The sequence below is a fragment of the Vibrio vulnificus NBRC 15645 = ATCC 27562 genome (assembly GCF_002224265.1).
GTDB lineage: Bacteria > Pseudomonadota > Gammaproteobacteria > Enterobacterales > Vibrionaceae > Vibrio > Vibrio vulnificus.
Window position 1 is genome coordinate 1978919 of the sequence record NZ_CP012881.1, and the last position, 24508, is coordinate 2003426.

Sequence of the window (24508 nt, forward strand, 5' to 3'; positions counted from 1 at the left end):
TATCAGATTTAATGGGATGAACGGCGATTCCTGCAATAAAAAAGCACGCGATAAGGCGTGCTTAGTTAGAAAACAGGTTTAGTTTAATGCTTTACGGAAAACTTATTGACCCAGTTTTCGAGTTGGTTCGCTAAAGTCGCCAAGCTGCGCGTGCTGTTGTGGCTCTCTGTTACGACACTGGTAAGCTGATTGCCGCTGTCTTCAATCATGTTGATACGCTGTGCGATATCATCACTCACTTGTGTTTGTTCTGCGGCGGCGGTCGCAATTTGTTGGCTCATGGTACTGATGGATTCCAATGCTTGAACGATCTGTTGCAACGCTTCTGAAGCTGTTTGCGATTCAACAACGGTGCTTTGGCTGGTCTCCGCACAGATTTCCATGGTTTGGATGGCATTGCGAGAACCTTGTTGCAAGTTATTGATCATCAACTGGATCTCTTTAGTGCTGGATTGGGTTCTTCCTGCAAGGTTACGTACTTCGTCCGCAACGACGGCAAAACCTCTTCCTTGCTCGCCCGCTCGCGCCGCTTCGATCGCAGCATTGAGCGCGAGCAGGTTAGTCTGCTCCGCAATATCGCCGATCACATCGAGCACTTTTACAATGTTGTTCACGTCTTTATCGAGATCCGCCACCGCTTGGCTAGCGGTGCCTAACTGGCTTGCCAATCCCTGGATGTTGCTGACGGTATTGTGAATCAACTCCTGTGTATGTTTACTCTGTTTGTCGGCTTCATCCGTATTGTTGGCCGTATCACTGGCGGAATCGGCGACGTGATTTGCAGAAGAAGCCATTTCTGTCATCGCTGTTGCTATCATCGCAGTCGATTGTTGCTGTGTCGCAGTGAGGCTGGAAATGGTATCGCTACGGCTTTCAACGGACGCCAGTTCGTCACGCAGTGCGTGCATTGAACGTTCTAGGTTGCTGATCATCTCGGCTAACGAGAGGCTCATCTCTTGTACTGCCTGGTAAATACTACCTTGCGGCGCTTTATTGTCGAAACTGGTTTGAATGCGACCTTTTGCCACGTCTTGTACGGCGTTGCGCACATCATTTGGCTCACCACCCAACAGATTGAGCATTTTGTTGATGGAAACAATCAGACCACCCAGAATCGTGCCAGCGATCACAAGGCAAAGGAACAACAGCCATTGCGCAGTAGACCAAAAGCGAGCATTCACTTCATTGAAGCCGATGCCCGTACCGACAACCCAACCCCAGTGTGGAGTTCTTTCCGCGATTGAGAGTTTTTCTTCAATCGAGCCATCGGCCAGTTTTTGCGTCCAAGTATATTCCACCAGTTGGCCTGTTTTTCGGCCAAGTACATCTAGGATTAACTGGCCAACGCTGTTGCCATTGCCATCTCGAAAATCATGAAAACTGGTGCCATGAAGTTGTGGATCTAATGGAGTGGCAATAAACATCATTTTTTCATCGGCAACGTAAACATACTCATTGTCTTTGTAGATGTTGTTGCGTAGCAGGCGTGTGGCGAGTGCTTTCGCTTCTGGCTCAGACATTTTTCCTTCTACGGCCATTTTCTCGACTTCGGTCAGGATGCTATAAGCGCTGCGAAAGAGTTCGGTTACTCGTGCTTTGTTATCTAGATTACTGGCGACTCTTAGAGTCCAAAGGCCAGTCGCGGTTAATGCGAGTAGGGCAATTAAGATAATTCCCGATAATAAATAAGCTTGTGTCTTAAGTTTCATAAAAATGCTCATATTGTAGTCACAATGAACACGGCAAATGCTTAGTTTGTCCGTTTAATTGAAACGAAATATTAATGCAGCATAACTGAAACAAATAGCAGCTTAGCCTGAAAGCATGATCGTGATTAAATTTATAGCGTGAAAAAAGTACAAATGGAGAAATAGTGATGGGCTGGCAGGGAAATAAATTGCAGAAAAGAAAAAAGCCAAGTCTTTCGACTTGGCTTTTAAAGGTGGCTCCTCCTGCTGGGCTCGAACCAGCGACCTGCGGATTAACAGTCCGTCGCTCTACCGACTGAGCTAAGGAGGAACTATTCTGTTTCTCTTGCGATGCAAGAGTAATTTGTAAATGGTGCCGACTACCGGAATCGAACTGGTGACCTACTGATTACAAGTCAGTTGCTCTACCTACTGAGCTAAGTCGGCACACTATATTTTTATCGCTCGTACATTTTGCACCAACGATTTGAATTCGTGGTGCCCGGAGGCGGAATCGAACCACCGACACGAGGATTTTCAATCCTCTGCTCTACCGACTGAGCTATCCGGGCAACGGAGCGCTATTAAACGGATTTTCATCTCGCTCGTCAACCGATTTTTGGAAAAAAACTCAAAAAAAAGCGTGAGTGTTTAGAAAGTAGACTCGCGTCAACTAAAGTGATGCTCCTTGGTTAAAGTCTTGCTTGAATTTGGTTACTTTTTCCAAATAACGGCGAGCCTCTGCATTGGGGTGTTTTTTGGTTAATGCCCAATACACTTGATTGGGTTGCAGTGAATTGAGGTCGCGCATCGCCCGTTTGCGATCATTACGGTTAAAGGTGTTGAGTACTCCACCTGTGCCACCGTTGTAGGCAGAAATCATCGAGTACTCGAGCGATGTTGGATGATTGACCTCTTTTAGATAGCGATTTTTTAGCAGATAAAAATAGGCCGTTCCGGTGTCGATATTGTTTTCTGGGTTAAAGAGATATTCCGGGCTAGGTTCGCCACTGCGATTTTTAACCAAGTTGAACACATCACGGCCTGCGGTTTTTGGTACGACTTGCATTAAGCCATAGGCGTTTGCCCAGCTCACGGCATAAGGGTTGAAACTGCTTTCGGTTTTGATGATGGCGTAAATCAGATCTTCGGGAATGTCGTACTTTCTTGAGGCGCGGCGTACGATATCGGCGTATTTATAACTGCGTTTGTCCGCGTGGTCTGCCACCATGGGTATTTCAACGTAGTAGGCTTTCTTAAAATCAACCGTGCGTGTCTTGAGTTTATTCGCGATGAGATAATCGGCAAAGCGATTGGCTCGCCAGCTCCACTGGATAGCTTGTTTGTCTTGATCCAACACTTGATTGTAGAGAAAAGGTTGCCCTTCCAAGCGAATCTCTTTGGAGGAGAAAAGATCGACATTGGCTGGATCATCTGGAGTCAGCAGAGTAGTGATAATGGCATTTTTTAGATGCTGTTCTGGTTCCGTTGGTGAGACGGTCTCTATGACAATGGTACCATTGGTAAAGTTAACATCGGCTCGGCTGAGGTAATTATCTATGTATTTCACATAGTTACTTTTTCCGGCCATTTTGATTTCTCGGCTCCCCCAGCGTTTTTCAATATTGCCTGAGAAGCTGTTGATCAAAGCATCCAGTGCCGCCGTGTCTTTTTCGAATTGTCCTGGCAGCTCTGCGAGATTTTTAGCAAAGCGGTTGGTCGGTTGGTAATTGACGTCATAGATGTTTTCGATAAATTCGCGGCTACAACCGGTGAGGAGTAATGCTGCTAAAAAATACCCAAACTTATTCATCGTTTACCTATTCAAACCTAAAAAAATGACATCAAAGCGTTGGCTATGATGTCATTGATTAACCATGAAGAAAACCAGATTATTTGCTCGGTGGTGTGTAACCTTCGATATGGACTTCTTTACCTTCAAAGAGGAAGTTGACCATTTCAGTTTCGAGCAATTTGCGATGTTCAGGATCCATCATGTTGAGCTTTTTCTCATTGATCAACATGGTTTGCTTATGCTGCCACTGACCCCAAGCTTCTTTAGAAATGTTGTCAAAGATGCGCTTTCCAAGCTCTCCTGGGTACAACTGAAAATCTAAACCATCAGCTTCTTTGTTTAGACGAGCACAAAACACAGTGCGGCTCATAATGACTCCTTAAATAAAGCATTAACGAAGTTCATGGGGCAAGCTCTCCAGCAATTGTTTGACGGGAGCCGCTAACCCAACTTCTTCGGGATTGGCTAAGTTATACCAAAGACCATTGCTGGCTTCCATCACCATGTCAGGTTGCTTTGATAGGTCCAGCAAAATCGGGGTGATGTCGAGATGGTAATGGCTAAAAGTATGGCGAAAAGCAATTAAGGTTTTTTGTGTGCGAATATCACCCTCTTTTATGCCTCGTTTCTCGAGCAGTGCTTCAAGTTGTGCATGCTCATTTTGCGGAAAGCAAAACAATCCGCCCCAAATGCCACTTTGTGGCCTTTGTTCTAACCAGACTTGATTGTTGTAGTGCAGCATGGCAAACCACGTTTCTTTAACGGGTTTCTCTTTTTTAGGCTTTTTACCGGGGTAGTCCAGTGGGTTACCTTGTTTGTTGGCTTGGCATAGCTCGGCCACAGGGCACAATGTGCATTTGGGTTTGCTGCGTGTGCAGACCATTGCCCCCATATCCATCATCGCTTGGTTGTATTTATCGACATCGGTATTGGGTGTGTGTGCTTCCGCTAATTGCCACAATTGGTTTTCGACCGTTTTTTGCCCAGGCCAACCTTCAACGGCAAAGGCGCGAGATAAGGTGCGTTTCACATTGCCATCAAGAATGGCATGTGGCTGTTTGTGAACCGAAGAGAGCACGGCAGCGGCGGTGGAGCGGCCAATCCCCGGCAGGGCATTCATCTGCTCGAGTTCCAATGGAAATTCACCATGATATTGCTCGGCCACCATTTTTGCGGCTTTGTGCAGATTGCGTGCGCGAGCGTAGTAGCCTAACCCCGTCCAGAGATGAAGCACCTCATCTTGCTCGGCGTTGGCGAGATCAACCACGCTCGGAAAGCGCTGTAAAAAACGTTGGTAATAGGGAATCACGGTCGCAACTTGCGTTTGTTGCAGCATAATTTCCGATAACCAAACGCTGTAGGCGCTCTTATTGTGTTGCCAAGGAAGGTTTTTTCTTCCGTAGGCGTCATACCATTTCAAAATGGCGCTGGCAAAAGGTGTCACGACATGCTCTGTGTTCTATTATTTGTAGGCAAAATTGCACCACAGATTGTGGTGAAAGTACAACCGACAAAGTGTGGGGATAATGGTTTTTATTGATAACACTTGCACCAAAGAAAATTCTTTGGATAATCCCCGCTTTGATTAATCAATGTGCAGGCAGAATCCATGAGTGAAGTCACCACTAACGAATACAATGAAGACGGCAAGCTGATCCGCAAAATCCGCAGTTTTGTTCGTCGCGAAGGCCGTTTAACCAAAGGTCAAGAAAATGCGATGAAAGAGTGCTGGCCAACAATGGGCATCGATTACCAAAAGCAACTTCTTGATTGGAAAGAAGTATTTGGTAACGATAATCCTGTCGTGCTTGAAATTGGCTTTGGTATGGGCGCTTCTTTGGTTGAAATGGCGAAAAATGCCCCAGAAAAGAACTTCTTTGGTATTGAAGTGCACAGCCCTGGCGTTGGTGCCTGTCTGTCAGACGCTCGTGACGCAGGCATCACCAATCTGCGTGTGATGTGTCATGATGCGGTTGAAGTGTTTGAGCACATGATTCCGAACGACAGCCTAGCGACGTTGCAATTGTTCTTCCCAGACCCATGGCACAAAAAGCGCCATCACAAGCGTCGTATTGTACAGCTTGAGTTTGCGGAAATGGTTCGTCAAAAGCTGATCCCGAATGAAGGTATCTTCCATATGGCGACGGATTGGGAAAACTACGCTGAGCACATGATTGAAATCATGAACCAAGCGCCAGGTTACAGCAATATTGCCCAAGAAGGCGATTATATTCCACGCCCTGAAGAGCGTCCGCTGACCAAATTCGAAGCGCGTGGTCATCGTCTTGGCCACGGTGTGTGGGATATTAAATTTAAGCGAGTGAGCTAATCGCAGATTTATTGTTTGACTGGTTTTTATAAAATCAGCACACTGCGAAAAAGAAGAGCCAACATTGAGAAATGTTGGCTTTTTTGACCCTACAATAAACACAATAATGGTTTGGTAAAGTCTGTCATGAAGCCAACAAAAGAACTGCTCAACGAAATTTTGCATGAAGTTCGCCCTCTGATTGGGCGTGGGAAAGTCGCCAACTATATTCCTGCTTTGGCCAGAGTGCCGGCGCATAAGCTTGCTATCGCGGTGTACACCAATCAAGGTGAGGTGATCAAAGCGGGAGATGCCGATGAGGCGTTCTCGATACAATCCATTTCTAAAGCGCTGAGTTTAACGCTTGCCATGGGCCTATATCAGCCGGACGAAATTTGGCGTCGAGTGGGTAAGGAGCCTTCTGGGCAAGCGTTTAATTCGCTGATTCAGTTAGAAATGGAACAGGGTATTCCGCGCAACCCGTTCATTAATGCGGGGGCGATTGTGGTGGCCGATCTGCTCGCCAGCCGTTTATCTGCGCCACGCCAGCGTTTGCTGGAATTTGTCCGTCAGCTTTCAGGTGAAACGCATATCTGTTACGACAAAGTGGTGGCAGCCTCTGAAATGATGCACAGCGACCGCAATGCGGCCATTGCTTATCTGATGCGTTCATTTGGCAATTTTGAGAATGACGTTATCCCTGTTCTACATAACTATTTTCATGCCTGTGCGTTAAAAATGAGTTGCGTCGATTTGGCGAAGACCTTTAGTTATTTAGCCAATAAAGGCGTGTCGGTACACACAAACCAACGCGTTATTAGCCCTGTGCAAACCAAACAGCTCAATGCCTTATTAGCCACTTGTGGCTTGTACGATGGGGCGGGGGAGTTTGCGTATCGTGTGGGGATGCCAGGCAAATCGGGCGTGGGCGGTGGGATCATCGCCATCGTGCCGGGGGAGATGACCATTGCGGTTTGGTCACCAGAGTTAGACCCGTCAGGAAACTCGTTAGCGGGCACGAAAGCGCTAGAGTTGCTTTCTGAGCGAATTGGGCGTTCGATTTTCTAAAGAAGCGATGTCACGAATAAAGGAAAGGGTTGGTGTCCGTGTGCCAACCCTTTTGTCATTTATCGAACTGGCTTAATCTTCTTCAGCCATAAACGCTTCGAGCAAGTCGTTTAGGAACAGCTTACCTTTCTCTGTGATTTGCCAACTGGTTTCGTTGTCATTCAAATAGCCCATCTCAACGGCCCATTGAATGGTTGTCTCGATAAAACTCAGTGGTAGCCCGGTTGTGTCAATAAAATCTTGTTTCGGGCACGCTTCCATCAATCTAAAGCGATTCATAAAGAACTCAAACGGACGATCAATCTCTTCGACCAACTGTTCGCTATCAAGATAAGGTTTGACCATATTTTGATGCGCTGCCAAGTAGCCCTTCGGATGCTTAATTTTGGTGGTGCGAATGATGCGTCCGTCAGCAAAACTCAGTTTGCCGTGTGAGCCACAGCCAATCCCTAAGTAATCGCCAAAGCGCCAGTAGTTAAGATTGTGCTGACATTGATAACCGGGTTTGCTGTAACCGGAAATCTCGTACTGCACGTATCCTGCTTGTGTGAGTTTCTGATGGCCTTGCTCAAAGATGTCCCACAACTGGTCGTCGTCGGGGAGAACCGGCGGCTTGTAGTAGAACATGGTATTTGGCTCAATGGTGAGCTGATACCAAGAAAGATGAGGCGGATTAAGCTCAATCGCTTTGTCCAGATCGGCCAGAGCTTGTTCGATGCTTTGATCGGGCAAACCGTGCATGAGATCGAGGTTAAAACTGTTCAAGCCAATTTGATGAGCCAGTCTCGCTGCGTTCACGGCTTCATCTTGGCCGTGAATACGTCCCAAACGCTCAAGCTTTTGCTGCTCAAAACTTTGTACGCCGATGGAGATGCGTGTGACCCCTGCTTTGCGATAGCCGGCAAAACGCTCCGCTTCGATGGTGCCGGGATTGGCTTCCATGGTGATCTCGATCGAAGGCGTAAAGGGAATGCGTTTTTCGATCCCTTGCAAAAGATCTCGAATGCCTTCTGCTGAGATGAGGCTTGGTGTGCCACCGCCGATAAAAATCGAGTGCAGTGGCCTTGGTGCGCGGTGAAGCTGATACTTTTCGATGTCACGGTCAAGATCTTCCAGCAGCGCATTGATGTACATCTGCTCTGGAATCTGCTCTTTGAGTGCGTGAGAGTTGAAGTCGCAATAAGGGCACTTTTGTACACACCATGGGATGTGAACATACAAACTGAGTGCTGGGGGCGTTAACATGCGAGTACCTTACACCAAAGGCTGTTCACGTAGCGTAGCAAAAAGCTGTTTCAAGGCTTTGCCACGATGAGAGAGTTGTTTCTTGCGCGCAGGTTCAAGTTCGGCAGAAGCGCAGTTGTCTTCTGGGACGAAGAAGATGGGGTCGTAGCCAAAGCCATTGTCACCGTGTGCTTGCGTTAGAATGTGGCCTTCCCATTTGCCGTGGCAGATAATAGGGGTTGGGTCGTTTTCGTGGCGCATCAACACCAACACGCAATGGAAACGCGCGGTACGTTGCGCTTCTGGCACGCCTTCCATCGCTTTTAAGAGCTTTTCTAGGTTCTCTTGATCTGAGGCTTTTTCTCCTGCGTAACGTGCAGAGTAAATTCCTGGAGCGCCCTGAAGAAAATCCACTTCTAAACCTGAATCATCCGCAATCGCTGCAAGCCCGGTCTCTTTAGCGGCGTGACGCGCCTTGATGATGGCATTTTCAATGAAAGTTGTGCCCGTTTCAGCCACTTCAGACACATTGAATTCGCTTTGTGCGACGACATCAAAACCGAAATCGGCAAGTAGGTCTGCCATTTCGCGAACTTTGCCTTGGTTACCTGTGGCTAATACGATCTTTTTCATGGTGTTCTCGTTATTCTTCAACATAAAACTTTTGGGTAAATTTGAGTTTGCCTGCGCCTTTGATGCCTGCGTTGACATCAAGATCGAAGGTCAGGGTCTCTTCGTGGCTGATCGGCAACTCCGCTAAATAATAAATCGCGCTCCCTTCTTGGACACGCTTAAATTCCAGAGTACGAATCTGGCCGAGTAAATTCTTGGCTTGGCCCGATATGGTGGCGTCGAGTGCTGGTTTTCCTACACGGCTTTTGTCCAACACACTGATGTTGATAATGGCACTGTATTCGTTACGTTTTAGCCCATAGCTTCTCGCCACTTTTGGGGTTAAAAAGGTGGAATTGAATGCGACGTAATGCACTTCCGCATCTTTAATGGTTTTGAATTGTTCTGCCCATGTTGGTAGAGCCATCAGACAACTCAGTACTGCAACCATCCATTTGTTCATTGTAGACTTCCTTACTCGTTATTGGCGGTAAACAAAAAGCCATCACAAGATGGCTTTCACTTCGTCTGGTATTTGTTGTGGAGCGTGAATACGCACTTGTTTGTGCCGTCCGAGTTCTCCTTTTTCTATCGTGACCAGACTTTTAGCAACTTTAAACCACTTACCCAGTAACTTGGTTAAATGCCCATTTGCTTTCCCATCAACGGGGGGCGCGGTGATGGCAATTTTCAGTTCATCACCATGCAAGCCAAGGATTTTATCACGACTTGCTTTGGGTTGGATGTAGAGACGAAGCACCACATCCTCACCATCAAGCCAAACCGCTTGGCTCATTACAACTGATACCAAATCGGGCCAATCACATCCCCCATCAAGAAGTTTGCGAATTGCAGAGCGATGAACAGCACTAGCACGCTTAAGTCAAAGCCCCCCATGGCGGGCAAAATACGACGAATCGGTGCCAGCATAGGTTCAGTTAATTGATGGAACACGTATTCGATAGGGCTGCGACCTTGGCTCACCCAGCTCAGAATCGCACGAATCAACAGTACCCAGAACAACAGACCACCAGCGGCTTTCACCAGCGACAGTAAACCAAGGTAGAGGAAATCGGCACTAAAGGTGACGGAACCACCAGAAGCAATCAGGATCAGCGCAACAAACTTCAACACACACAAGACGTAGGCAAACAATACGGTTGCCAGATCTAGGCTACCAATGGATGGGATCACACGGCGCAGCGGGCCGATTACGGGTTGGGTTGCTTTGACGATAAATTGCGAAAATGGATTGTAAAAATCCGCACGCGCGGCTTGCAGCCAAATTCGTAAGATCACGACCATGATATAGAGATCAAACAGCGTCGAAATCAGAAAACTCATTGCATTCATAGATGCCCCTCAAAACGTAGAGCTGCTAAGCAGCCAGGTGATTAAAACAGTTTTTCCATCTCTTGCGCACGAGCCACTGCCGCTTGCATGGCCTTGGCTACGATATCAGAGAGTTGATGTTCATTGAAAGTACGTAATGCTTCGGCGGTCGTCCCTCCTTTGGAGGTGACGTTCTCGCGTAGAGTCGCCAGTTCGGTGTCTGGGTTTTCCACCACCATACTGGCCGCCCCCAATGCGGATTGCTGAACCAGCAAACGAGCGGTTTGCTTATCAAATCCTTGTGCCATCGCTTCAGCTTGCATGGCTTCCATAAAGAGGAAGAAATACGCAGGAGCACTGCCTGCCGCCGCAATGACATGATTAATGCCCGATTCTTCATCGACCCAGCAGGTTTTGCCGACCGCTTGCATCAACTGTTCGGCAAAGTGGCGATCTTGCTCTGCCACTGAGGTTGGAGCATATAAGCCGCTCATGCCTAACCCGAGTTGCGATGGGGTATTGGGCATGACGCGCACTAAGTTGAGTTGAGTGGCCAGCATGTCATTTAATCGCGCGCAGCTAATGCCAGCAGCAATCGAAATAACCAGCTTATTGGAGAAGTCGACGGATTGTAGCGGTTTGCACACTTCTTCCATCATTTGCGGTTTCACAGAAAGGACGATCACGTCTGCTTGCGTTGCTGCCATAAAATTATCGCTGGTGGTCTGAATGCCAAACTGCTGCTCAAGGGGCAAACGACGCGTCTCGCTGGGTGCGGTGGCGGTGATTTTATCGGCAGGGTAACCGTCCGCCACTAAGCCAGAGACAATGGCTCTCACCATATTGCCAGCACCGATAAAAGCGATGTTCTTATGTTCCATATTTCTGTTCCGCTAGTAAGTAAAAGTCGCCGAGTTACGCTTTATTGCTGTAATCGCGATGGCCAAAAATGGCGGTGCCAATGCGCACCATGGTTGAACCTGATTCGATGGCGGCATCCATGTCGCCGCTCATGCCCATCGATAAAGTATCCACGCTTGGATAGCGTTGAGCTAAGCGTTGTTGTAGCGCAGCAAGCGGTTGGAATGCCGCTAACTGAGCAGCGTGGTCATCGACGTTTTCAGGGATTGACATCAACCCCCTTAAAGTGAGGTTGGGCAAGCGTGAAATCAACTCAGCAAGTGCAAATATTTCCTCACCGGATACACCTGACTTAGAGGCTTCGCCGCTGGTGTTCACTTGGATCAGCACTTGCAGTGGTGGGAGCTCTGCTGGGCGTTGATCATTTAAACGTTGAGCGATTTTGTCACGATCAATGGTATGTACCCACGCAAAGTGCTCCGCCACTAAGCGACTTTTATTCGATTGAATAGGACCGATGAAATGCCACTCGATGGATTTCTCAGGGTGTTGCTCGGCAAAAAATCGGACTTTTTCTACGCCTTCTTGCACGTAGTTCTCACCAAAAGCCCTTTGACCAGCATGATAGGCTTCGAGAATCGCCTCGACAGGTTTGGTTTTACTGACCGCTAAAAGTTGCACTGAGTCTCGAGCTCGTCCACACTTTTGCGTAGAGTCGTGAATCTGTGTGGTGATATGTTCAATGTTTTGTTGAATACTGTTCATCGCAAGTCTTTTAAGGGAAAAATAATGGATATCACTGAGTTACTGGATTTTAGTGTAAAACATAACGCATCAGATCTACATCTTTCTGCGGGTGTGCCTCCTATGGTACGCATAGATGGCGATGTAAGAAAGCTCGGTGTGCCCGCATTTAATCATGCTGATGTGCATCGTTTGGTTTTTGAGATCATGAACGATTCACAGCGCAGTGAGTTTGAAGAGAAATTGGAAGTCGATTTTTCCTTTGAATTGCCTAACGTAGGTCGCTTTCGTGTTAACGCCTTCAACCAATCTCGTGGCTGCTCTGCGGTGTTTCGTACCATTCCAACCAATATCCCTACCTTGGAAGAGCTTGAGTGCCCGCAAATTTTTGAAAAAATTGCGAAGTGTGAAAAAGGCTTGGTGCTGGTCACCGGGCCGACAGGTTCAGGTAAATCAACCACGTTAGCGGCGATGGTGGATTACATTAACCGAAACTACAACAAACACATTCTGACCATTGAAGATCCGATTGAATTTGTTCACCAAAATCAGAAATGTTTGATTAACCAACGCGAAGTTCATCGCGACACTCACAGTTTTAAAAATGCGTTGCGCAGTGCCTTGCGTGAAGACCCGGATGTGATTTTAGTGGGTGAGTTACGTGACCAAGAGACCATCAGCCTAGCGCTCACCGCGGCAGAAACGGGCCACTTGGTGTTTGGTACGTTGCACACCAGTAGTGCAGCAAAAACCATTGACCGTATTATTGATGTGTTCCCTGGCAGTGACAAAGACATGGTGCGCTCAATGCTTTCTGAATCACTGCGCGCCGTTATCGCCCAGAAACTGCTGAAACGCATTGGAGGCGGGCGAGTGGCGTGTCATGAAATCATGATGGCGACGCCTGCCATTCGTAACTTGATCCGTGAAGATAAAGTGGCACAGATGTACTCCATTATCCAAACAGGGGCTGCGCACGGCATGCAGACGATGGAACAGAATGCGCGTCAGTTGATGGCACAGGGCAAAGTGGCCAAAGAAGAAGTCGACGCCAAAATTGAGATTGAAACTATCCAGTTTTAACTGAGGTCTGCAATGAGCATGGATTTAAACAAGATTTTAGAAGGGATGATCACGCTTAAAGCGTCGGATCTTTATATCACGGTTGGTGCCCCCGTGCTGTTTCGTGTCGATGGTGAGCTGCGGCCGCAAGGCGAAAAATTATCGCAAATTGAAGTAGCTCAACTGCTGGATGGTGCGATGGACGAAGATCGGCGCGCTGACTTTCGCAAAAGCCGCGAGTCAAACTTTGCCATTGTGCGAGATTCGGGCCGTTTTCGTGTCAGTGCCTTCTACCAACGAGAGCTTCCTGGTGCGGTGATTCGCCGCATTGAAACCAATATTCCAACCTTTGAGGAGCTTAAGCTGCCTCATGTTTTGCAAGACTTAGCGATTGCCAAGCGTGGATTGGTGCTGGTGGTGGGGGCAACGGGCTCGGGTAAATCGACCACCATGGCTGCGATGACAGGCTATCGAAATACCCACCGTGGTGGACACATTTTGACGGTGGAAGACCCAATTGAATTTGTTCACGAACATAAACGCTGTATTGTCACCCAGCGAGAAGTCGGCTTGGATACGGAAAGCTATGAAGTCGCACTAAAGAACTCGCTGCGTCAAGCGCCAGATATGATTCTGATTGGTGAGATTCGCAGTCGCGAAACCATGGAATACGCCATGACCTTTGCTGAAACGGGTCACTTGTGTATGGCGACACTGCATGCCAATAACGCCAACCAAGCACTGGAGCGCATCTTACACTTGGTGCCTAAAGAACAAAAAGAGCAGTTTTTGTTTGACCTTTCCATGAACTTAAAAGGGGTGGTGGGTCAGCAGTTGATTCGTGATAAAAATGGTAAAGGTCGTCACGGTGTGTTCGAGGTGTTACTTAACAGCCCGCGCGTGTCGGATTTGATCCGTCGTGGCGATTTGCATGAGCTGAAAATGACTATGGCGAAGTCGAAAGAAGTCGGTATGCAGACCTTTGACCAATCACTCTATACATTAGTAGTGGAAGGCAAAATCAGCGAAGAAGACGCCATGCACAGTGCCGATTCGGCCAACGATTTACGTTTGATGCTGAAGACGCAGCGAGGTGATATTAGTTCCCCCGGCTCATTGGCGAACGTGAAGATTGATATGGATTAGTTCGACAGTGCTAAAACACCATGAAAAAACGAGAGACCAGAAGTCTCTCGTTTTGTGTTTAGGGAGTGCGAAGGTGAAGAGTCTTCTGTGAGTTAGCCCCACTGAGCTTCAAACCAACTCTCTAAAATAATCACCGCAGATTGGCAATCGACGTTACCTTTGCTCAAAGCTTTGTAACCGCCCATAGAGAACAGCTCAGAACGCGCTTCTGTGGTTGATAGACGTTCATCATGCAATTCAACCGGAAGACCAAAGCGCCCTTGTAGGCGTTGCGCAAACTTCTTCGCGCGTGGGGTAATGGTTTCTAAGGCCTTGCCGTGTAAATCTGTCGGCAGTCCCACCACCAATAAATTGGGTTGCCACTCTTTGATTTGCTTTTCAATCTCATCCCAATTTGGAATGCCGTCATTGGCTTTGAAAGCCTTGAGTGGTGATGCGGTGCCAGTAATTTCTTGGCCGATGGCACTACCAATGCTTTTAGTGCCAAAATCGAATGCCATGATGGTGCGTGACATAAATAACCTAAATCAAATGGGTTAAGCGTGACCAGCTTGATCGGAAAGCTGAGACGCGTGAATTCCAAGCATTTGCACGGCTTTTTGCCAGCGCATTGCTATCGGTGTATCAAAAATAATATCAGGATTGGCTTCAACCGTGAGCCATGAGTTTTCCGCTAACTCGGCTTCGAGTTGTCCAGCACTCCAGCCTGAGTAACCGAGTGCGACGATGTAGCTGCTTGGTTCCGCTTCTGTGCCAAGCACAGTCAAAATGTCTTTTGAGGTAGTAACCGAGATCTGCTCGGTCATTTGTAAGCTCGACTCATAGAAATCTTTCGGTCTATGGAGAATGAAGCCGCGATCTTCAGCGACTGGCCCGCCATTGTAGACTGGCTTGGTCAGACTTGAGGTGTTCAACTGAGGATGAACAGGCTGGACATCGACTTGCTCGAGCATTTTGCCCACGGTGATATCAATAGGCGCGTTGATCATTAAGCCCATTGCGCCTTCTTCATTATGTTCACAGATATAGATGACGCTGTGCTGAAAGTAGGGATCTTTCATACCCGGCATCGCAACCAGAAAATGATTTGTCAGGTTCATACAGGACTCCAATCTGTTACAGCAGAGCCATCGCTGGCTCTGCAACACTCATGTTTAAGCTTGAGCTTGTAAACGACGTTCAATTGCGTCCATTAGTTTACCAGTAATCGAGATATCGAAGGCTGCTTCAATTTCGCGAATACAGGTTGGACTGGTGACGTTAATTTCCGTCAGTTTATCGCCTATCACATCCAAGCCAACAAAAATAAGCCCTTTTTCTTTTAATGTTGGAGCCACTGCGTTAGCAATTTTTAGATCGGTTTCGCTCAGTGGACGAGGTTCGCCACGGCCACCTGCAGCCAAGTTACCACGAGTTTCCCCTTTAGCAGGAATACGTGCTAAGCAATAAGGCATCGGTTCGCCATCCACCACCAAAATACGTTTGTCACCATTACTGATGTCAGGCACGAAAGTTTGCGCCATTGCGTAATTTTGGCCATGGTTGGTCAGTGTTTCGATGATCACAGAAACGTTAGGATCATTCTCCTTCACACGGAAAATAGAAGCACCACCCATACCATCCAGCGGTTTTAAAATGATGTCGCCATGCTCTTGGCGAAACGCTTTAATTTTCTCTGCTTTGCGCGTCACGATCGTGGTTGGCGTTAGTTCTGGGAACCAAGCGGTAAAGAGCTTCTCATTGCAATCGCGTAAGCTTTGAGGCTTGTTGACGACCAATGTACCTTGATCTTCTGCACGCTCAAGAATGTACGTCGCGTAAATGTACTCTGTATCAAACGGAGGATCCTTACGCATCAAGACCGCATCCAGTTCCGCCAACTTGATGGTTTGTTCTGATGTGAACTCATACCAACCATTCGGATCTTCTTTCAGTTGCACCACTTTGGTGTCAGCAATAGCAACGCCTTGATCTAAGTGTAGATCATTCATCTCCATATAATGGATTTCCCAACCGCGACGTTGAGCTTCTAGCATCATGGCGAAGCTAGAATCTTTTTTAATGTTAATGGACGAAATTGGATCCATTACGATGCCGAGTTTGATCATCACTGTTCTCCGTGTTATCCCAGATCGCCGAAACGAACCTGTAAGGCGGTAATTGCGGTTAACGCTGCCGTTTCTGTGCGCAATACACGTGGTCCTAGCAGCGTTTCTTCGAATTGATATTGTTGTGTCATGTCGATCTCTTCAGAAGAGAGACCGCCCTCAGGACCAATCAGCAAGCGTACTTTTGTGACTGGCTCTGGCAGGGTGTTTATGGAGTATTTTGCGCGTGGGTGTAGATTGAGTTTAAGTCCATCGTACTCTTCTGCACACCACGCTTCTAAAGACATGATTGGGCGAATTTCAGGAATGGTATTACGGCCACATTGCTCACACGCACTGATCGCAATTTTTTGCCATTGTGCGAGTTTTTTCTCGAAACGTTTTTCATCTAGCTTCACACCACAACGGTCAGAAATCAGCGGAGTAATGGTGTTCACACCCAGCTCTACCGATTTTTGAATAGTGAACTCCATTTTTTCACCACGGGAAATGACCTGCCCAAGATGAAGATCGAGCGGGGACTCACTGTTACGCTCAACCCTTTCACTGAGTTCGACCATCACACTCTTCTTACCCACTTCACTGATCACGGCGGGAAACTCAGCGCCACTGCCGTCAAAGAGCAAGACTTCTTGGCCTTCTTTCATGCGTAATACACGTCCGATATGGCCTGCAGCGTCGTCGCATAGTGCGATAACACCTAGATGTTGAATGGTTTCTGGATGATAAATTCGAGGGATACGCATGGTATTTCAAGTTCCTGACTACGCGAATATTTAGAGACTAACATGGATGCTGCGAGGGCAAAAAACAAGTCAGTTAAGTAATTTAAGCGTGAGTTCATAATTTGAGGAGGATTTGATTGTAATTCATTCTTGGTGTGAATAATTTCTTTCGTTCTTGATGCTTCTGCTTTTGCGAATTTACTCAATGGCTTAGGTGTTTAAGAGATAAACAATAATGAAAAATAATGGAAAGTGTTATGAATAAGACCAAACTGGCAATGGTTTGTGCATTGCTAACAACGATGGCTGGGTGTAACTCAGGATCATCTTCTGATGGCCCTGGTGAGCTTGGTAGCCCCAACATCAAAGGGGATCCTTCACTGGATAAAATTTATTCTTACCAAGAGAGTGATTTATCCACCACGGCCATCGAGTGTGCCAAGATTTACAAACAAAACCTGTCTTGCTCGTTGGAAAAAATACGCCCAATCGGTGCTAATCGAGCTGATGATATAACCCTTGAAGAGATTCAAAGTAGGCTGCTCGTATCACATCAATGGATGGCAGAAAGCTTTATCGCAGCGCTTAAAGCGATAAATGATCAAGATTTGCTGAATTTGTTCAAACCACTGAACACGATAGTCCTGAGTTATGACATCCGTCCTTCTTTTTATCATCCACGGACGGCATCAATGTACATTGATGCGCGTTACCTTTGGCGAGATTACTCCGATTGGAGAACGATTCATCAACAAGATGATTATCGTAAGGAGTTCGCTCGGGAGTTTACGTACGAAAATGCGTCTCGCTATGTCTATGGCCAGACACTTAACTACGTAACAGTCTCCAATCAGTATGATTCGATGCGAAATAGCACTCGCAGTGCAGAGAAGATTGCCCCCGGCCTGTTTAGGCTGTTGGCGCATGAGCTGGCACATGCCAATGATTTGCTTCCCCCCAACGACCTACTTCAGCTCGCTAGCCGTGGCACTATCCTTAATGAGGTTGAAGATGCCAATCATATCTACTCTCAGCTTAGCTCCACACACGGTTTAACGTCGCAACTGCTTCTTGAGGCGGCTGCGACATCGTTTCATGGTAAACCGATGACGGACCTAGTGCGAAATTCAACGGGAGAGCAGGCTGGAGGAGAATTTGAAACAGACGGTGCCGCTGCCTTTTATGGCTATTCGACCGATCGAGAAGATGTCGCAACGTTGTTTGAAAACTATATGATGCACAAAAAATATGGCGCTATTAATGAAGTGGCCTTTGTAAGCGTTCCCCAAACAGAAGCATACACCTGCGATGACTGGAAAATACTTTGGGGACAAAGAGATCGTTTATCCGATAAAAATGTACGTAGTAGAGTACTGTTTGTTGCTCAGCAAATTCTCAATCAAACGCCTCAAGTGATCGAGGAGAATTTGCCTCCCGTTTCCTCAGTGCCAACGGCGATGCCAATAGGAAAAGGGTGGTGTGAGACTCTAGGGGCTAATTATGATAGTGCCGCCGGTGCTCGTTTTGCTGCTCCGTATTCTAAAGCAGGAGAGCGCTTTGGTTACCTAGAAGATATCGGTGCTAAAGAGTGATCATTTGCTCCTAACATATATCCCAGCCAAAGCGCTGGGATATTTTTATCTCACGGTACAGGATTGCTGCACAAACGGATTATGATTGCCTTGAATCTTGGCAATGCGATCATCTCTTGTGCACTCCCATTTATCAACGGGGTATGATTTGTTCCAAGCCTGCATCAGTTGCTGTTGTTGCTTGGAAAGCTGAAAGCCATACTCTTGGCTCATGTAAAGATAAGTACGTGCAATAGAGCCGCGTGCTCTGTCTGGCGGCATGACTTTACGTTGTTTGAAGTTGACCTGCATTTCACAGCGCCCATAACTGACACCATCTACGCCATTCCATTGACTGAAATTGAAGTTTGAACGATCGCCATTGACTTCGCCGATCGCTGGCGTGAGGTTGTGTAAGTCCGCCTCCATCAAGCGAAACTGTTGATCATTTTTACTGCAGTTTTTGCGTCCACCTTTTTGCCAGCATTGACGCTGGTGGCCAAACTGCCAAGCAGGGACGACATGTTCCCATTCAATACGCGATGCGCGAGTTTGCTGTTTGCGTACTTGGTAACCGCATGCCTCCAAGTTGGGAACCCCTTTCTTACCTTGCCATTCAATGTCGCAGCCACAGTAAAAGCTAACGGGATGATCTTGGTAGATCTTCACCGCCTGTTGTTTGGCGGCTGAGAAGGAGCTGGGTGGTGCGGCCTGGATCGCAAAGGCAGTGAACGAGGCAATAAAAATGAGTAATCGTTTCATGCTAAAAGTCTTTAAAAAGTATGACTTTTAGCATTCTAGCACGCGTATTTTATTCAATGTAATAAGTAAGTTAATAATAAAAACAGGGGAGAGTGCCACGCTATGAGAGTTGGATGCCAGTGAAGATCAAGGCTTGTCGGCACTTTTGGCAGGTATAGCTGGCCTCATTACGCAGAACTTTGTTGTGGCGACGGATGGTTAACGGAAACTCGCGACATTGGCAGCGATATTGGAAGGTTTTTCCTTGCACGGAAGCAACTGCAAATTGATGCGTTGTGTTTGCGGGCAAGAGAAAGACGCCTTGCATGATGGATTGCCATTCTGCGCCATGAGGTTTAACTCGGCCATATAACTGATAAGTGAGCAAGTGAGCCACTTCATGAGGAATCACTTCTTCCAAGAAAGCCGTTTTGTTCTCTTTGAACAAAATCGGGTTAAGACGAATTTGATTGAGTTGCAGATACGCCTTACCCGCCGCTTTGCCTCTTAATTGATAGCTAAGAAGTGGCATTGGAAACTGGCGCTGAAAGTAGTGGTTGGCTTCATCGATACAAGCGTGCAGTGCTTTTTGAGCTTGGTAGTGCAGCTCAAACTCGATCTTTTTCATCAAAAATTTGCCCTCATGGTGTGATGAGGGCAAATAATAGCATTATCTATTGATGCTTCTAGAGGCAATGAGCCTAGTGGTGTTTTTTCTTGATGGTTTCATGGTAGGCGTGCCACGTGGCGTAGCCAAGTATCGGCATGGTGAAGATCATACCAATGCCGTAAGTGGCAAAGCCAATCAGAATGCCACCAGCAATAATGGCTGCCCAAACAATCATTGCCGGAATGTTGGATTTCACGGCATTAAAGCTGCTGAAAACCGCTGTCATCATATCGACTCGGCGTTCCATCATCATCGGAATCGAAAACGCAGAGATGCTGAAGACAATGCTGGCTAGGACGAAACCAACGAGTGAACCAATCACTAAGAAAGGAAGAAACTCTGTAAGTGGTGCGCCTTGTACAGAAGGGTAGAGGGCATGGAGTAAAGCGGCAATGCGCATCCAGAAAATCATGCACACCGCTAACAGCACCGCAAAGGCCCATTGAGAAGAAGAGTTGCGTCCAATGGCTTTCATTGAGTGGAGTAGGCTGGCGCTATGGCCGCGTTCTCTTTCCCAGCTGGCATCATACAAACCAAGCGCAAGAAATGGGCCGATGAGCATGTATACCACCAAGCTGGGCATTACCACCAAATGAGTTCCTTGCCATTCAACCAGCAGCACAATACCGATGGCGGCTGCCATGAAGCATAAGCCATAAAAGGCGCTGATAAGTGGCATTCGAATGAAGTCATGCAAGCCAAGTGCTAGCCAGTGAAACGGGGCGGACACACTGAGTTGGTTACATGGAATAGTGCGAGCGTATTCGTGATCGGGCACGTCCTTTCGTTTTTGCTCCAGATCCGATGGGTCTACGGTACGAGGCATAGCTCCTCCTTGATCGATTCACTGTCAGACTGACGTTGACTGTCAGTAGGTTTCAGATGCGGGGCAAGCTCTCTTTTATTACCGTTAGCATCTGTTTTGTTGTCGTTAAGATGAGAGATAAATCTCATTTAACATTTATTTAACTATCGTTGGAGTTAGTTAAAAATACAAATGCTATGGCGAATTTTTCGTCGCACAAATGAAAAAGCCTTCGCATTTGGCGAAGGCTTTGGAGAATGGGGTGAGTTGTATCTTACTTGATACCAGCAAACTCGCGCAGTAGTGCTGCTTTGTCAGTCGCTTCCCATGGGAACTCTTCGCGACCGAAGTGACCGTATGCTGCAGTCTTCTTGTAGATTGGCTGAAGTAGATTCAGCATTTCTTGTAGACCGTATGGACGTAGGTCGAAGAACTGACGTACCGCTTCAATGATGATGTCGTGAGATACTTTCTCGGTACCGAACGTTTCAACCATGATCGAGGTTGGATCAGCAACACCGATTGCGTAAGAAAGTTGGATTTCACAACGGTCAGCCATACCAGCTGCGACGATGTTTTTCGCTACGTAACGCGCTGCGTATGCGGCAGAACGGTCTACTTTCGATGGATCTTTACCGGAGAAAGCACCACCACCGTGACGAGCTGCGCCGCCGTAGGTATCAACGATGATCTTACGACCAGTCAAACCACAGTCACCCATAGGACCACCGATAACGAAGCGCCCGGTTGGGTTGATGAAGTATTTGGTTTCTTTGTTTAGCCATTCAGAAGGAAGAACTGGCTTGATGATCTCTTCCATAACCGCTTCGCGAAGATCTGGAGTGGAGATAGAATCGCAGTGCTGAGTTGAAAGAACAACCGCATCAATACCAACAATTTTGCCTTGCTCGTATTGGAAAGTAACCTGTGATTTTGCATCAGGACGCAACCATGGCAGTGTGCCATCTTTACGAACTTTTGCTTGACGCTCCATCAAACGGTGAGCGTAAGTGATGGGTGCTGGCATAAGAACTTCAGTTTCGTTACATGCGTAACCGAACATGATGCCTTGGTCGCCCGCGCCTTGCTCTTTAGGATCGGCTTTATCAACACCTTGGTTGATGTCTGGAGACTGTTTACCGATAGTGTTCAGTACTGCACATGAGTTTGCATCGAAACCCATATCTGAATGTACATAACCAATTTCACGCACAGTTTCACGAGTTAACTCTTCGATATCAACCCATGCAGAAGTGGTGATTTCACCACCGACCATTACCATGCCAGTTTTTACGTACGTTTCACATGCAACACGCGCTTTTGGGTCTTGTTCAAGAATCGCATCAAGAACCGCATCAGAAATCTGGTCTGCAATTTTATCTGGATGACCTTCTGAAACCGACTCAGAAGTAAACAGGTGCTTAGCCATGAGAGCTCCACTTTTATTAATCTAATCTGCTGTGAGAATGCATGCTCCAGCAGTAGGAAATACAATAATTTTTGTAGGTGTTTCTACATCTAGACGTCTATTCTAGTTTTGAATGCTCGAATTACAAGCTCTTTTTTATTATTAGCGAAAACCAAACGTTTGCTTAATCGAGTGAGAAAATGTTTTTTTCTCAGTGAAATGGCATTAAGTCGCTTACATTTCCACAAATTGTTCAGGTAAATCGTTTGCAGTCGAGAGATTGCTTTGCGAAAATAATCGCCACTCGATTTTCTATGTTATCAATTCGCTTAATGCACTCAGGAGCAGACATGCCTTCTCGTAAACATCTCGCTAATGCAATCCGCGCACTCAGCATGGACGGCGTACAAAAAGCAAACTCAGGCCACCCAGGCGCACCTATGGGTATGGCGGACATCGCTGAAGTTCTTTGGCGTGGCCACCTAAACCACAACCCATCAAACCCAGAGTGGGCTGATCGCGACCGTTTCGTACTCTCTAACGGCCACGGCTCGATGCTGATTTACTCGCTACTGCACTTAAGCGGTTACGAGCTTTCTATCGATGATCTGAAAAACTTCCGTCAATTGCATTCTAAGACTCCGGGCCACCCAGAATACGGCTACGCGCCTGGTATCGAAACAACCACAGGCCCTCTAGGTCAAGGCATCACCAACGCGGTTGGTATGGCAATGGCTGAGAAAGCGCTCGCAGCGCAGTTCAACAAACCTGGCCACGACATCGTTGACCACTTCACTTACGTGTTCATGGGTGATGGCTGTCTGATGGAAGGTATCTCGCACGAGGCTTGCTCTCTAGCGGGTACGCTAGGCCTTGGTAAACTGATTGCATTCTGGGATGACAACGGCATCTCTATCGACGGCCACGTTGAAGGTTGGTTCTCTGACGATACGCCTAAGCGTTTCGAAGCGTACGGCTGGCACGTTATCCCAGCAGTGGATGGTCACAATGCTGAAGCGATCAACGCAGCAATTGAAGCCGCTAAAGCGGATCCTCGCCCAACTCTAATCTGTACTAAAACTATCATCGGTTTTGGTTCACCAAACAAATCGGGTTCACACGACTGTCACGGTGCACCACTAGGTGCGGAAGAAATTGCCGCAGCTCGTGAGTTCCTAGGTTGGGAACACCCAGCATTTGAAATCCCTGCTGACGTTTACGCAGAGTGGGATGCAAAAGCAGCTGGCGCGGCAAAAGAAACCGCTTGGAATGCGAAGTTTGATGCGTACGCAGCAGCGTACCCAGTCGAAGCTGCGGAGTTTAAACGCCGCGTAAATGGCGAGCTTCCAGCTCAGTGGGAAGAGAAAGCAAACCAAATCATTGCAGATCTTCAAGCAAACCCAGCGAACATCGCATCACGTAAAGCATCGCAAAACGCGTTAGAAGCGTTTGGTAAAATGCTGCCAGAATTCATGGGCGGCTCTGCTGACCTAGCGCCTTCTAACCTCACCATGTGGTCGGGTTCTAAGTCGCTAGAAGCAAACGACTTCTCTGGTAACTACATCCACTACGGTGTACGTGAATTTGGTATGACAGCGATCATGAACGGTATCGCGCTACACGGCGGTTTTGTTCCTTACGGCGCAACCTTCCTGATGTTCATGGAATACGCACGTAACGCAATGCGCATGGCGGCTCTGATGAAGATTCAGAACATCCAAGTGTACACGCACGATTCTATCGGTCTTGGCGAAGATGGCCCAACTCACCAACCGGTTGAGCAAATCGCATCGCTGCGTCTAACGCCAAACATGAGCACATGGCGTCCATGTGACCAAGTGGAATCGGCAGTTGCATGGAAACTGGCGATTGAACGTAAAGATGGTCCATCGGCACTGATTTTCTCTCGTCAAAACCTAGCACAGCAACCACGCAGTGCTGAGCAAGTGGCAGACATCGCCAAAGGTGGTTACATCCTGAAAGACAGCGATGGTAAGCCTCAGCTGATCCTAATCGCGACGGGTTCTGAAGTTGAGCTAGCAGTGAAAGCGGCTGAACAACTAACCGCTGAAGGTAAGAAAGTACGCGTGGTTTCAATGCCTGCTACTGATACTTTCGACAAGCAAGACGCGGCTTACCGTGAATCTGTATTGCCATCAGACGTAACAGCACGTATCGCTATCGAAGCGGGCATTGCGGATTTCTGGTACAAGTACGTTGGCTTCGACGGTCGCATCATCGGTATGACAACATTCGGTGAGTCTGCGCCAGCTGACCAATTGTTCGAAATGTTTGGTTTCACGGTAGAAAACGTAGTGAACACAGCAAAAGAACTGCTAGCGTAAGCTGTAGAAGATAAAAGAAAAACCGAGCGTCAAAGCTCGGTTTTTTTGTGCCTATTCAAATTCTTTTCCCCAGTTGTCTTTCTCTTTGTGCCCACATTCCTTGCAGGTGACATAGCGATCCATATCGTAATAGTGACCGCCATTTATCAGGGTATGAGCCCAAAGCTTTAAAGTTCCAAGAATCGTTTTATCCGTATCATAGCGACTTGGCTTACGGACCAGCACTTCTGAGTGCGGTGTTTCTTGATTGCATCGCTTGCAAAAGTGAGCAGCGGGAAAACCAGACATACGCATT

26 protein-coding genes and 3 tRNA genes are annotated in these 24508 nt (G+C 47.3%); 6 read left to right on the plus strand and 23 right to left on the minus strand.

The genetic code is table 11. The annotated features are described in order from the left end of the window. Window positions 1-83 precede the first annotated feature (83 nt). The 7 genes from AOT11_RS09260 to mutY form a co-directional block, all read right to left on the minus strand. Window positions 84-1709, minus strand: a complete 1626-nt coding sequence (locus tag AOT11_RS09260; protein WP_026050363.1) for a methyl-accepting chemotaxis protein — start codon at window positions 1707-1709, stop codon at window positions 84-86. 234 nt (window positions 1710-1943) lie between these two features. Next, window positions 1944-2019 (minus strand) — tRNA-Asn (locus AOT11_RS09265). A gap of 40 nt (window positions 2020-2059) precedes the next feature. Further along, a tRNA-Thr gene (locus tag AOT11_RS09270) sits at window positions 2060-2135 on the minus strand. A 49-nt stretch (window positions 2136-2184) separates the two neighbouring features. Next, window positions 2185-2260, minus strand: a tRNA-Phe gene (locus AOT11_RS09275). A gap of 101 nt (window positions 2261-2361) precedes the next feature. After that, window positions 2362-3501 carry a membrane-bound lytic murein transglycosylase MltC gene (gene mltC, locus AOT11_RS09280; RefSeq protein WP_017428748.1) on the minus strand — a complete coding sequence of 380 codons (1140 nt, stop codon included), beginning with the start codon at window positions 3499-3501 and terminating at the stop codon, window positions 2362-2364. Between the two features lie 79 nt (window positions 3502-3580). Further along, the gene (locus tag AOT11_RS09285; RefSeq protein WP_011079450.1) at window positions 3581-3853 is read right to left on the minus strand and encodes an oxidative damage protection protein; all 273 of its coding nucleotides are present in this window, start codon (window positions 3851-3853) and stop codon (window positions 3581-3583) included. Between the two features lie 21 nt (window positions 3854-3874). Next, window positions 3875-4927 carry an A/G-specific adenine glycosylase gene (gene mutY, locus AOT11_RS09290; protein ID WP_017428747.1) on the minus strand — a complete coding sequence of 351 codons (1053 nt, stop codon included), beginning with the start codon at window positions 4925-4927 and terminating at the stop codon, window positions 3875-3877. A 165-nt stretch (window positions 4928-5092) separates the two neighbouring features. On the opposite strand from mutY, the gene trmB reads away from it, so the two are divergent. Beyond that, window positions 5093-5812 carry a tRNA (guanosine(46)-N7)-methyltransferase TrmB gene (gene trmB, locus AOT11_RS09295; protein WP_026050362.1) on the plus strand — a complete coding sequence of 240 codons (720 nt, stop codon included), beginning with the start codon at window positions 5093-5095 and terminating at the stop codon, window positions 5810-5812. A 126-nt stretch (window positions 5813-5938) separates the two neighbouring features. Next, window positions 5939-6859, plus strand: a complete 921-nt coding sequence (gene glsB / locus AOT11_RS09300; RefSeq protein WP_026050361.1) for a glutaminase B — start codon at window positions 5939-5941, stop codon at window positions 6857-6859. A gap of 72 nt (window positions 6860-6931) precedes the next feature. On the opposite strand, the gene hemW is transcribed toward glsB, so the two are convergent. From hemW to AOT11_RS09335, 7 genes are read right to left on the minus strand one after another with little or no spacing between them, the layout of a single operon-like run. Beyond that, entirely contained in the window at window positions 6932-8104 is a 1173-nt protein-coding gene (gene hemW / locus AOT11_RS09305; RefSeq protein ID WP_017428744.1) for a radical SAM family heme chaperone HemW, read from the minus strand. 9 nt (window positions 8105-8113) lie between these two features. Continuing rightward, entirely contained in the window at window positions 8114-8716 is a 603-nt protein-coding gene (locus tag AOT11_RS09310) for an XTP/dITP diphosphatase (protein ID WP_026050360.1), read from the minus strand. 10 nt (window positions 8717-8726) lie between these two features. Further along, window positions 8727-9158, minus strand: coding sequence for a DUF4426 domain-containing protein (locus AOT11_RS09315; protein WP_017428742.1), 432 nt, complete (start codon window positions 9156-9158; stop codon window positions 8727-8729). A 42-nt stretch (window positions 9159-9200) separates the two neighbouring features. After that, window positions 9201-9491: a DUF167 family protein YggU gene (gene yggU / locus AOT11_RS09320; RefSeq protein WP_017428741.1), complete on the minus strand. Its 291-nt coding sequence runs from the start codon at window positions 9489-9491 to the stop codon at window positions 9201-9203. Continuing rightward, the gene (locus tag AOT11_RS09325) at window positions 9491-10048 is read right to left on the minus strand and encodes a YggT family protein (RefSeq protein ID WP_013571095.1); all 558 of its coding nucleotides are present in this window, start codon (window positions 10046-10048) and stop codon (window positions 9491-9493) included. Before AOT11_RS09325 ends, yggU begins: the two co-directional genes overlap by 1 nt. A 41-nt stretch (window positions 10049-10089) precedes the next feature. After that, complete coding sequence (gene proC / locus AOT11_RS09330) at window positions 10090-10908, minus strand: pyrroline-5-carboxylate reductase (protein ID WP_017428740.1); 819 nt, start codon at window positions 10906-10908, stop codon at window positions 10090-10092. Between the two features lie 34 nt (window positions 10909-10942). Next, a complete protein-coding gene (locus tag AOT11_RS09335) occupies window positions 10943-11653 on the minus strand; it encodes a YggS family pyridoxal phosphate-dependent enzyme (RefSeq protein ID WP_017428739.1) in 711 nt (236 codons plus the stop codon). 24 nt (window positions 11654-11677) lie between these two features. Between AOT11_RS09335 and AOT11_RS09340 the strand changes: the two genes are divergently transcribed. Together AOT11_RS09340 and AOT11_RS09345 are read left to right on the plus strand one after the other, a co-directional pair. Continuing rightward, window positions 11678-12715, plus strand: a complete 1038-nt coding sequence (locus AOT11_RS09340; protein ID WP_026050359.1) for a type IV pilus twitching motility protein PilT — start codon at window positions 11678-11680, stop codon at window positions 12713-12715. An 18-nt stretch (window positions 12716-12733) separates the two neighbouring features. Further along, window positions 12734-13840: a PilT/PilU family type 4a pilus ATPase gene (locus AOT11_RS09345; protein WP_026050358.1), complete on the plus strand. Its 1107-nt coding sequence runs from the start codon at window positions 12734-12736 to the stop codon at window positions 13838-13840. A 92-nt stretch (window positions 13841-13932) separates the two neighbouring features. Here the strand turns inward: AOT11_RS09345 and ruvX are convergent, their stop codons facing one another. The 4 genes from ruvX to rsmE are packed head-to-tail and all read right to left on the minus strand — an operon-like array spanning window position 13933 to window position 16694. After that, window positions 13933-14355 carry a Holliday junction resolvase RuvX gene (gene ruvX / locus AOT11_RS09350; protein ID WP_011079464.1) on the minus strand — a complete coding sequence of 141 codons (423 nt, stop codon included), beginning with the start codon at window positions 14353-14355 and terminating at the stop codon, window positions 13933-13935. Window positions 14356-14376: 21 nt separating this feature from the next. After that, the gene (locus AOT11_RS09355) at window positions 14377-14940 is read right to left on the minus strand and encodes a YqgE/AlgH family protein (protein ID WP_011079465.1); all 564 of its coding nucleotides are present in this window, start codon (window positions 14938-14940) and stop codon (window positions 14377-14379) included. A 54-nt stretch (window positions 14941-14994) separates the two neighbouring features. Beyond that, window positions 14995-15948, minus strand: a complete 954-nt coding sequence (gene gshB / locus AOT11_RS09360; protein ID WP_026050357.1) for a glutathione synthase — start codon at window positions 15946-15948, stop codon at window positions 14995-14997. A gap of 14 nt (window positions 15949-15962) precedes the next feature. Then, window positions 15963-16694, minus strand: coding sequence for a 16S rRNA (uracil(1498)-N(3))-methyltransferase (rsmE, locus tag AOT11_RS09365; RefSeq protein ID WP_017428735.1), 732 nt, complete (start codon window positions 16692-16694; stop codon window positions 15963-15965). 236 nt (window positions 16695-16930) lie between these two features. Here rsmE and AOT11_RS09370 point away from each other — a divergent pair, with 236 nt between their 5' ends. Continuing rightward, window positions 16931-18265, plus strand: a complete 1335-nt coding sequence (locus AOT11_RS09370) for a hypothetical protein (RefSeq protein WP_017428734.1) — start codon at window positions 16931-16933, stop codon at window positions 18263-18265. A gap of 45 nt (window positions 18266-18310) precedes the next feature. Here AOT11_RS09370 and AOT11_RS09375 read toward each other — a convergent pair whose 3' ends face one another. The 4 genes from AOT11_RS09375 to metK all read right to left on the minus strand — a co-directional run bounded on the left by AOT11_RS09375 (window position 18311) and on the right by metK (window position 21889). Further along, window positions 18311-19006, minus strand: a complete 696-nt coding sequence (locus AOT11_RS09375) for an endonuclease (RefSeq protein WP_017428733.1) — start codon at window positions 19004-19006, stop codon at window positions 18311-18313. Between the two features lie 100 nt (window positions 19007-19106). Continuing rightward, window positions 19107-19613: a SprT family zinc-dependent metalloprotease gene (locus tag AOT11_RS09380; protein ID WP_017428732.1), complete on the minus strand. Its 507-nt coding sequence runs from the start codon at window positions 19611-19613 to the stop codon at window positions 19107-19109. A 73-nt stretch (window positions 19614-19686) separates the two neighbouring features. After that, entirely contained in the window at window positions 19687-20481 is a 795-nt protein-coding gene (locus AOT11_RS09385; RefSeq protein WP_017428731.1) for a DUF2189 domain-containing protein, read from the minus strand. Window positions 20482-20734: 253 nt separating this feature from the next. Next, window positions 20735-21889, minus strand: coding sequence for a methionine adenosyltransferase (metK, locus tag AOT11_RS09390; protein WP_011079472.1), 1155 nt, complete (start codon window positions 21887-21889; stop codon window positions 20735-20737). Window positions 21890-22218: 329 nt separating this feature from the next. On the opposite strand from metK, the gene tkt reads away from it, so the two are divergent. Beyond that, complete coding sequence (gene tkt / locus AOT11_RS09395) at window positions 22219-24213, plus strand: transketolase (RefSeq protein WP_061778590.1); 1995 nt, start codon at window positions 22219-22221, stop codon at window positions 24211-24213. Between the two features lie 51 nt (window positions 24214-24264). Here the strand turns inward: tkt and AOT11_RS09400 are convergent, their stop codons facing one another. Beyond that, on the minus strand, window positions 24265-24501 hold the full coding sequence (locus AOT11_RS09400) for a hypothetical protein (RefSeq protein WP_017422633.1): 237 nt from the start codon (window positions 24499-24501) through the stop codon (window positions 24265-24267). Between the last annotated feature and the right edge of the window lie 7 nt (window positions 24502-24508).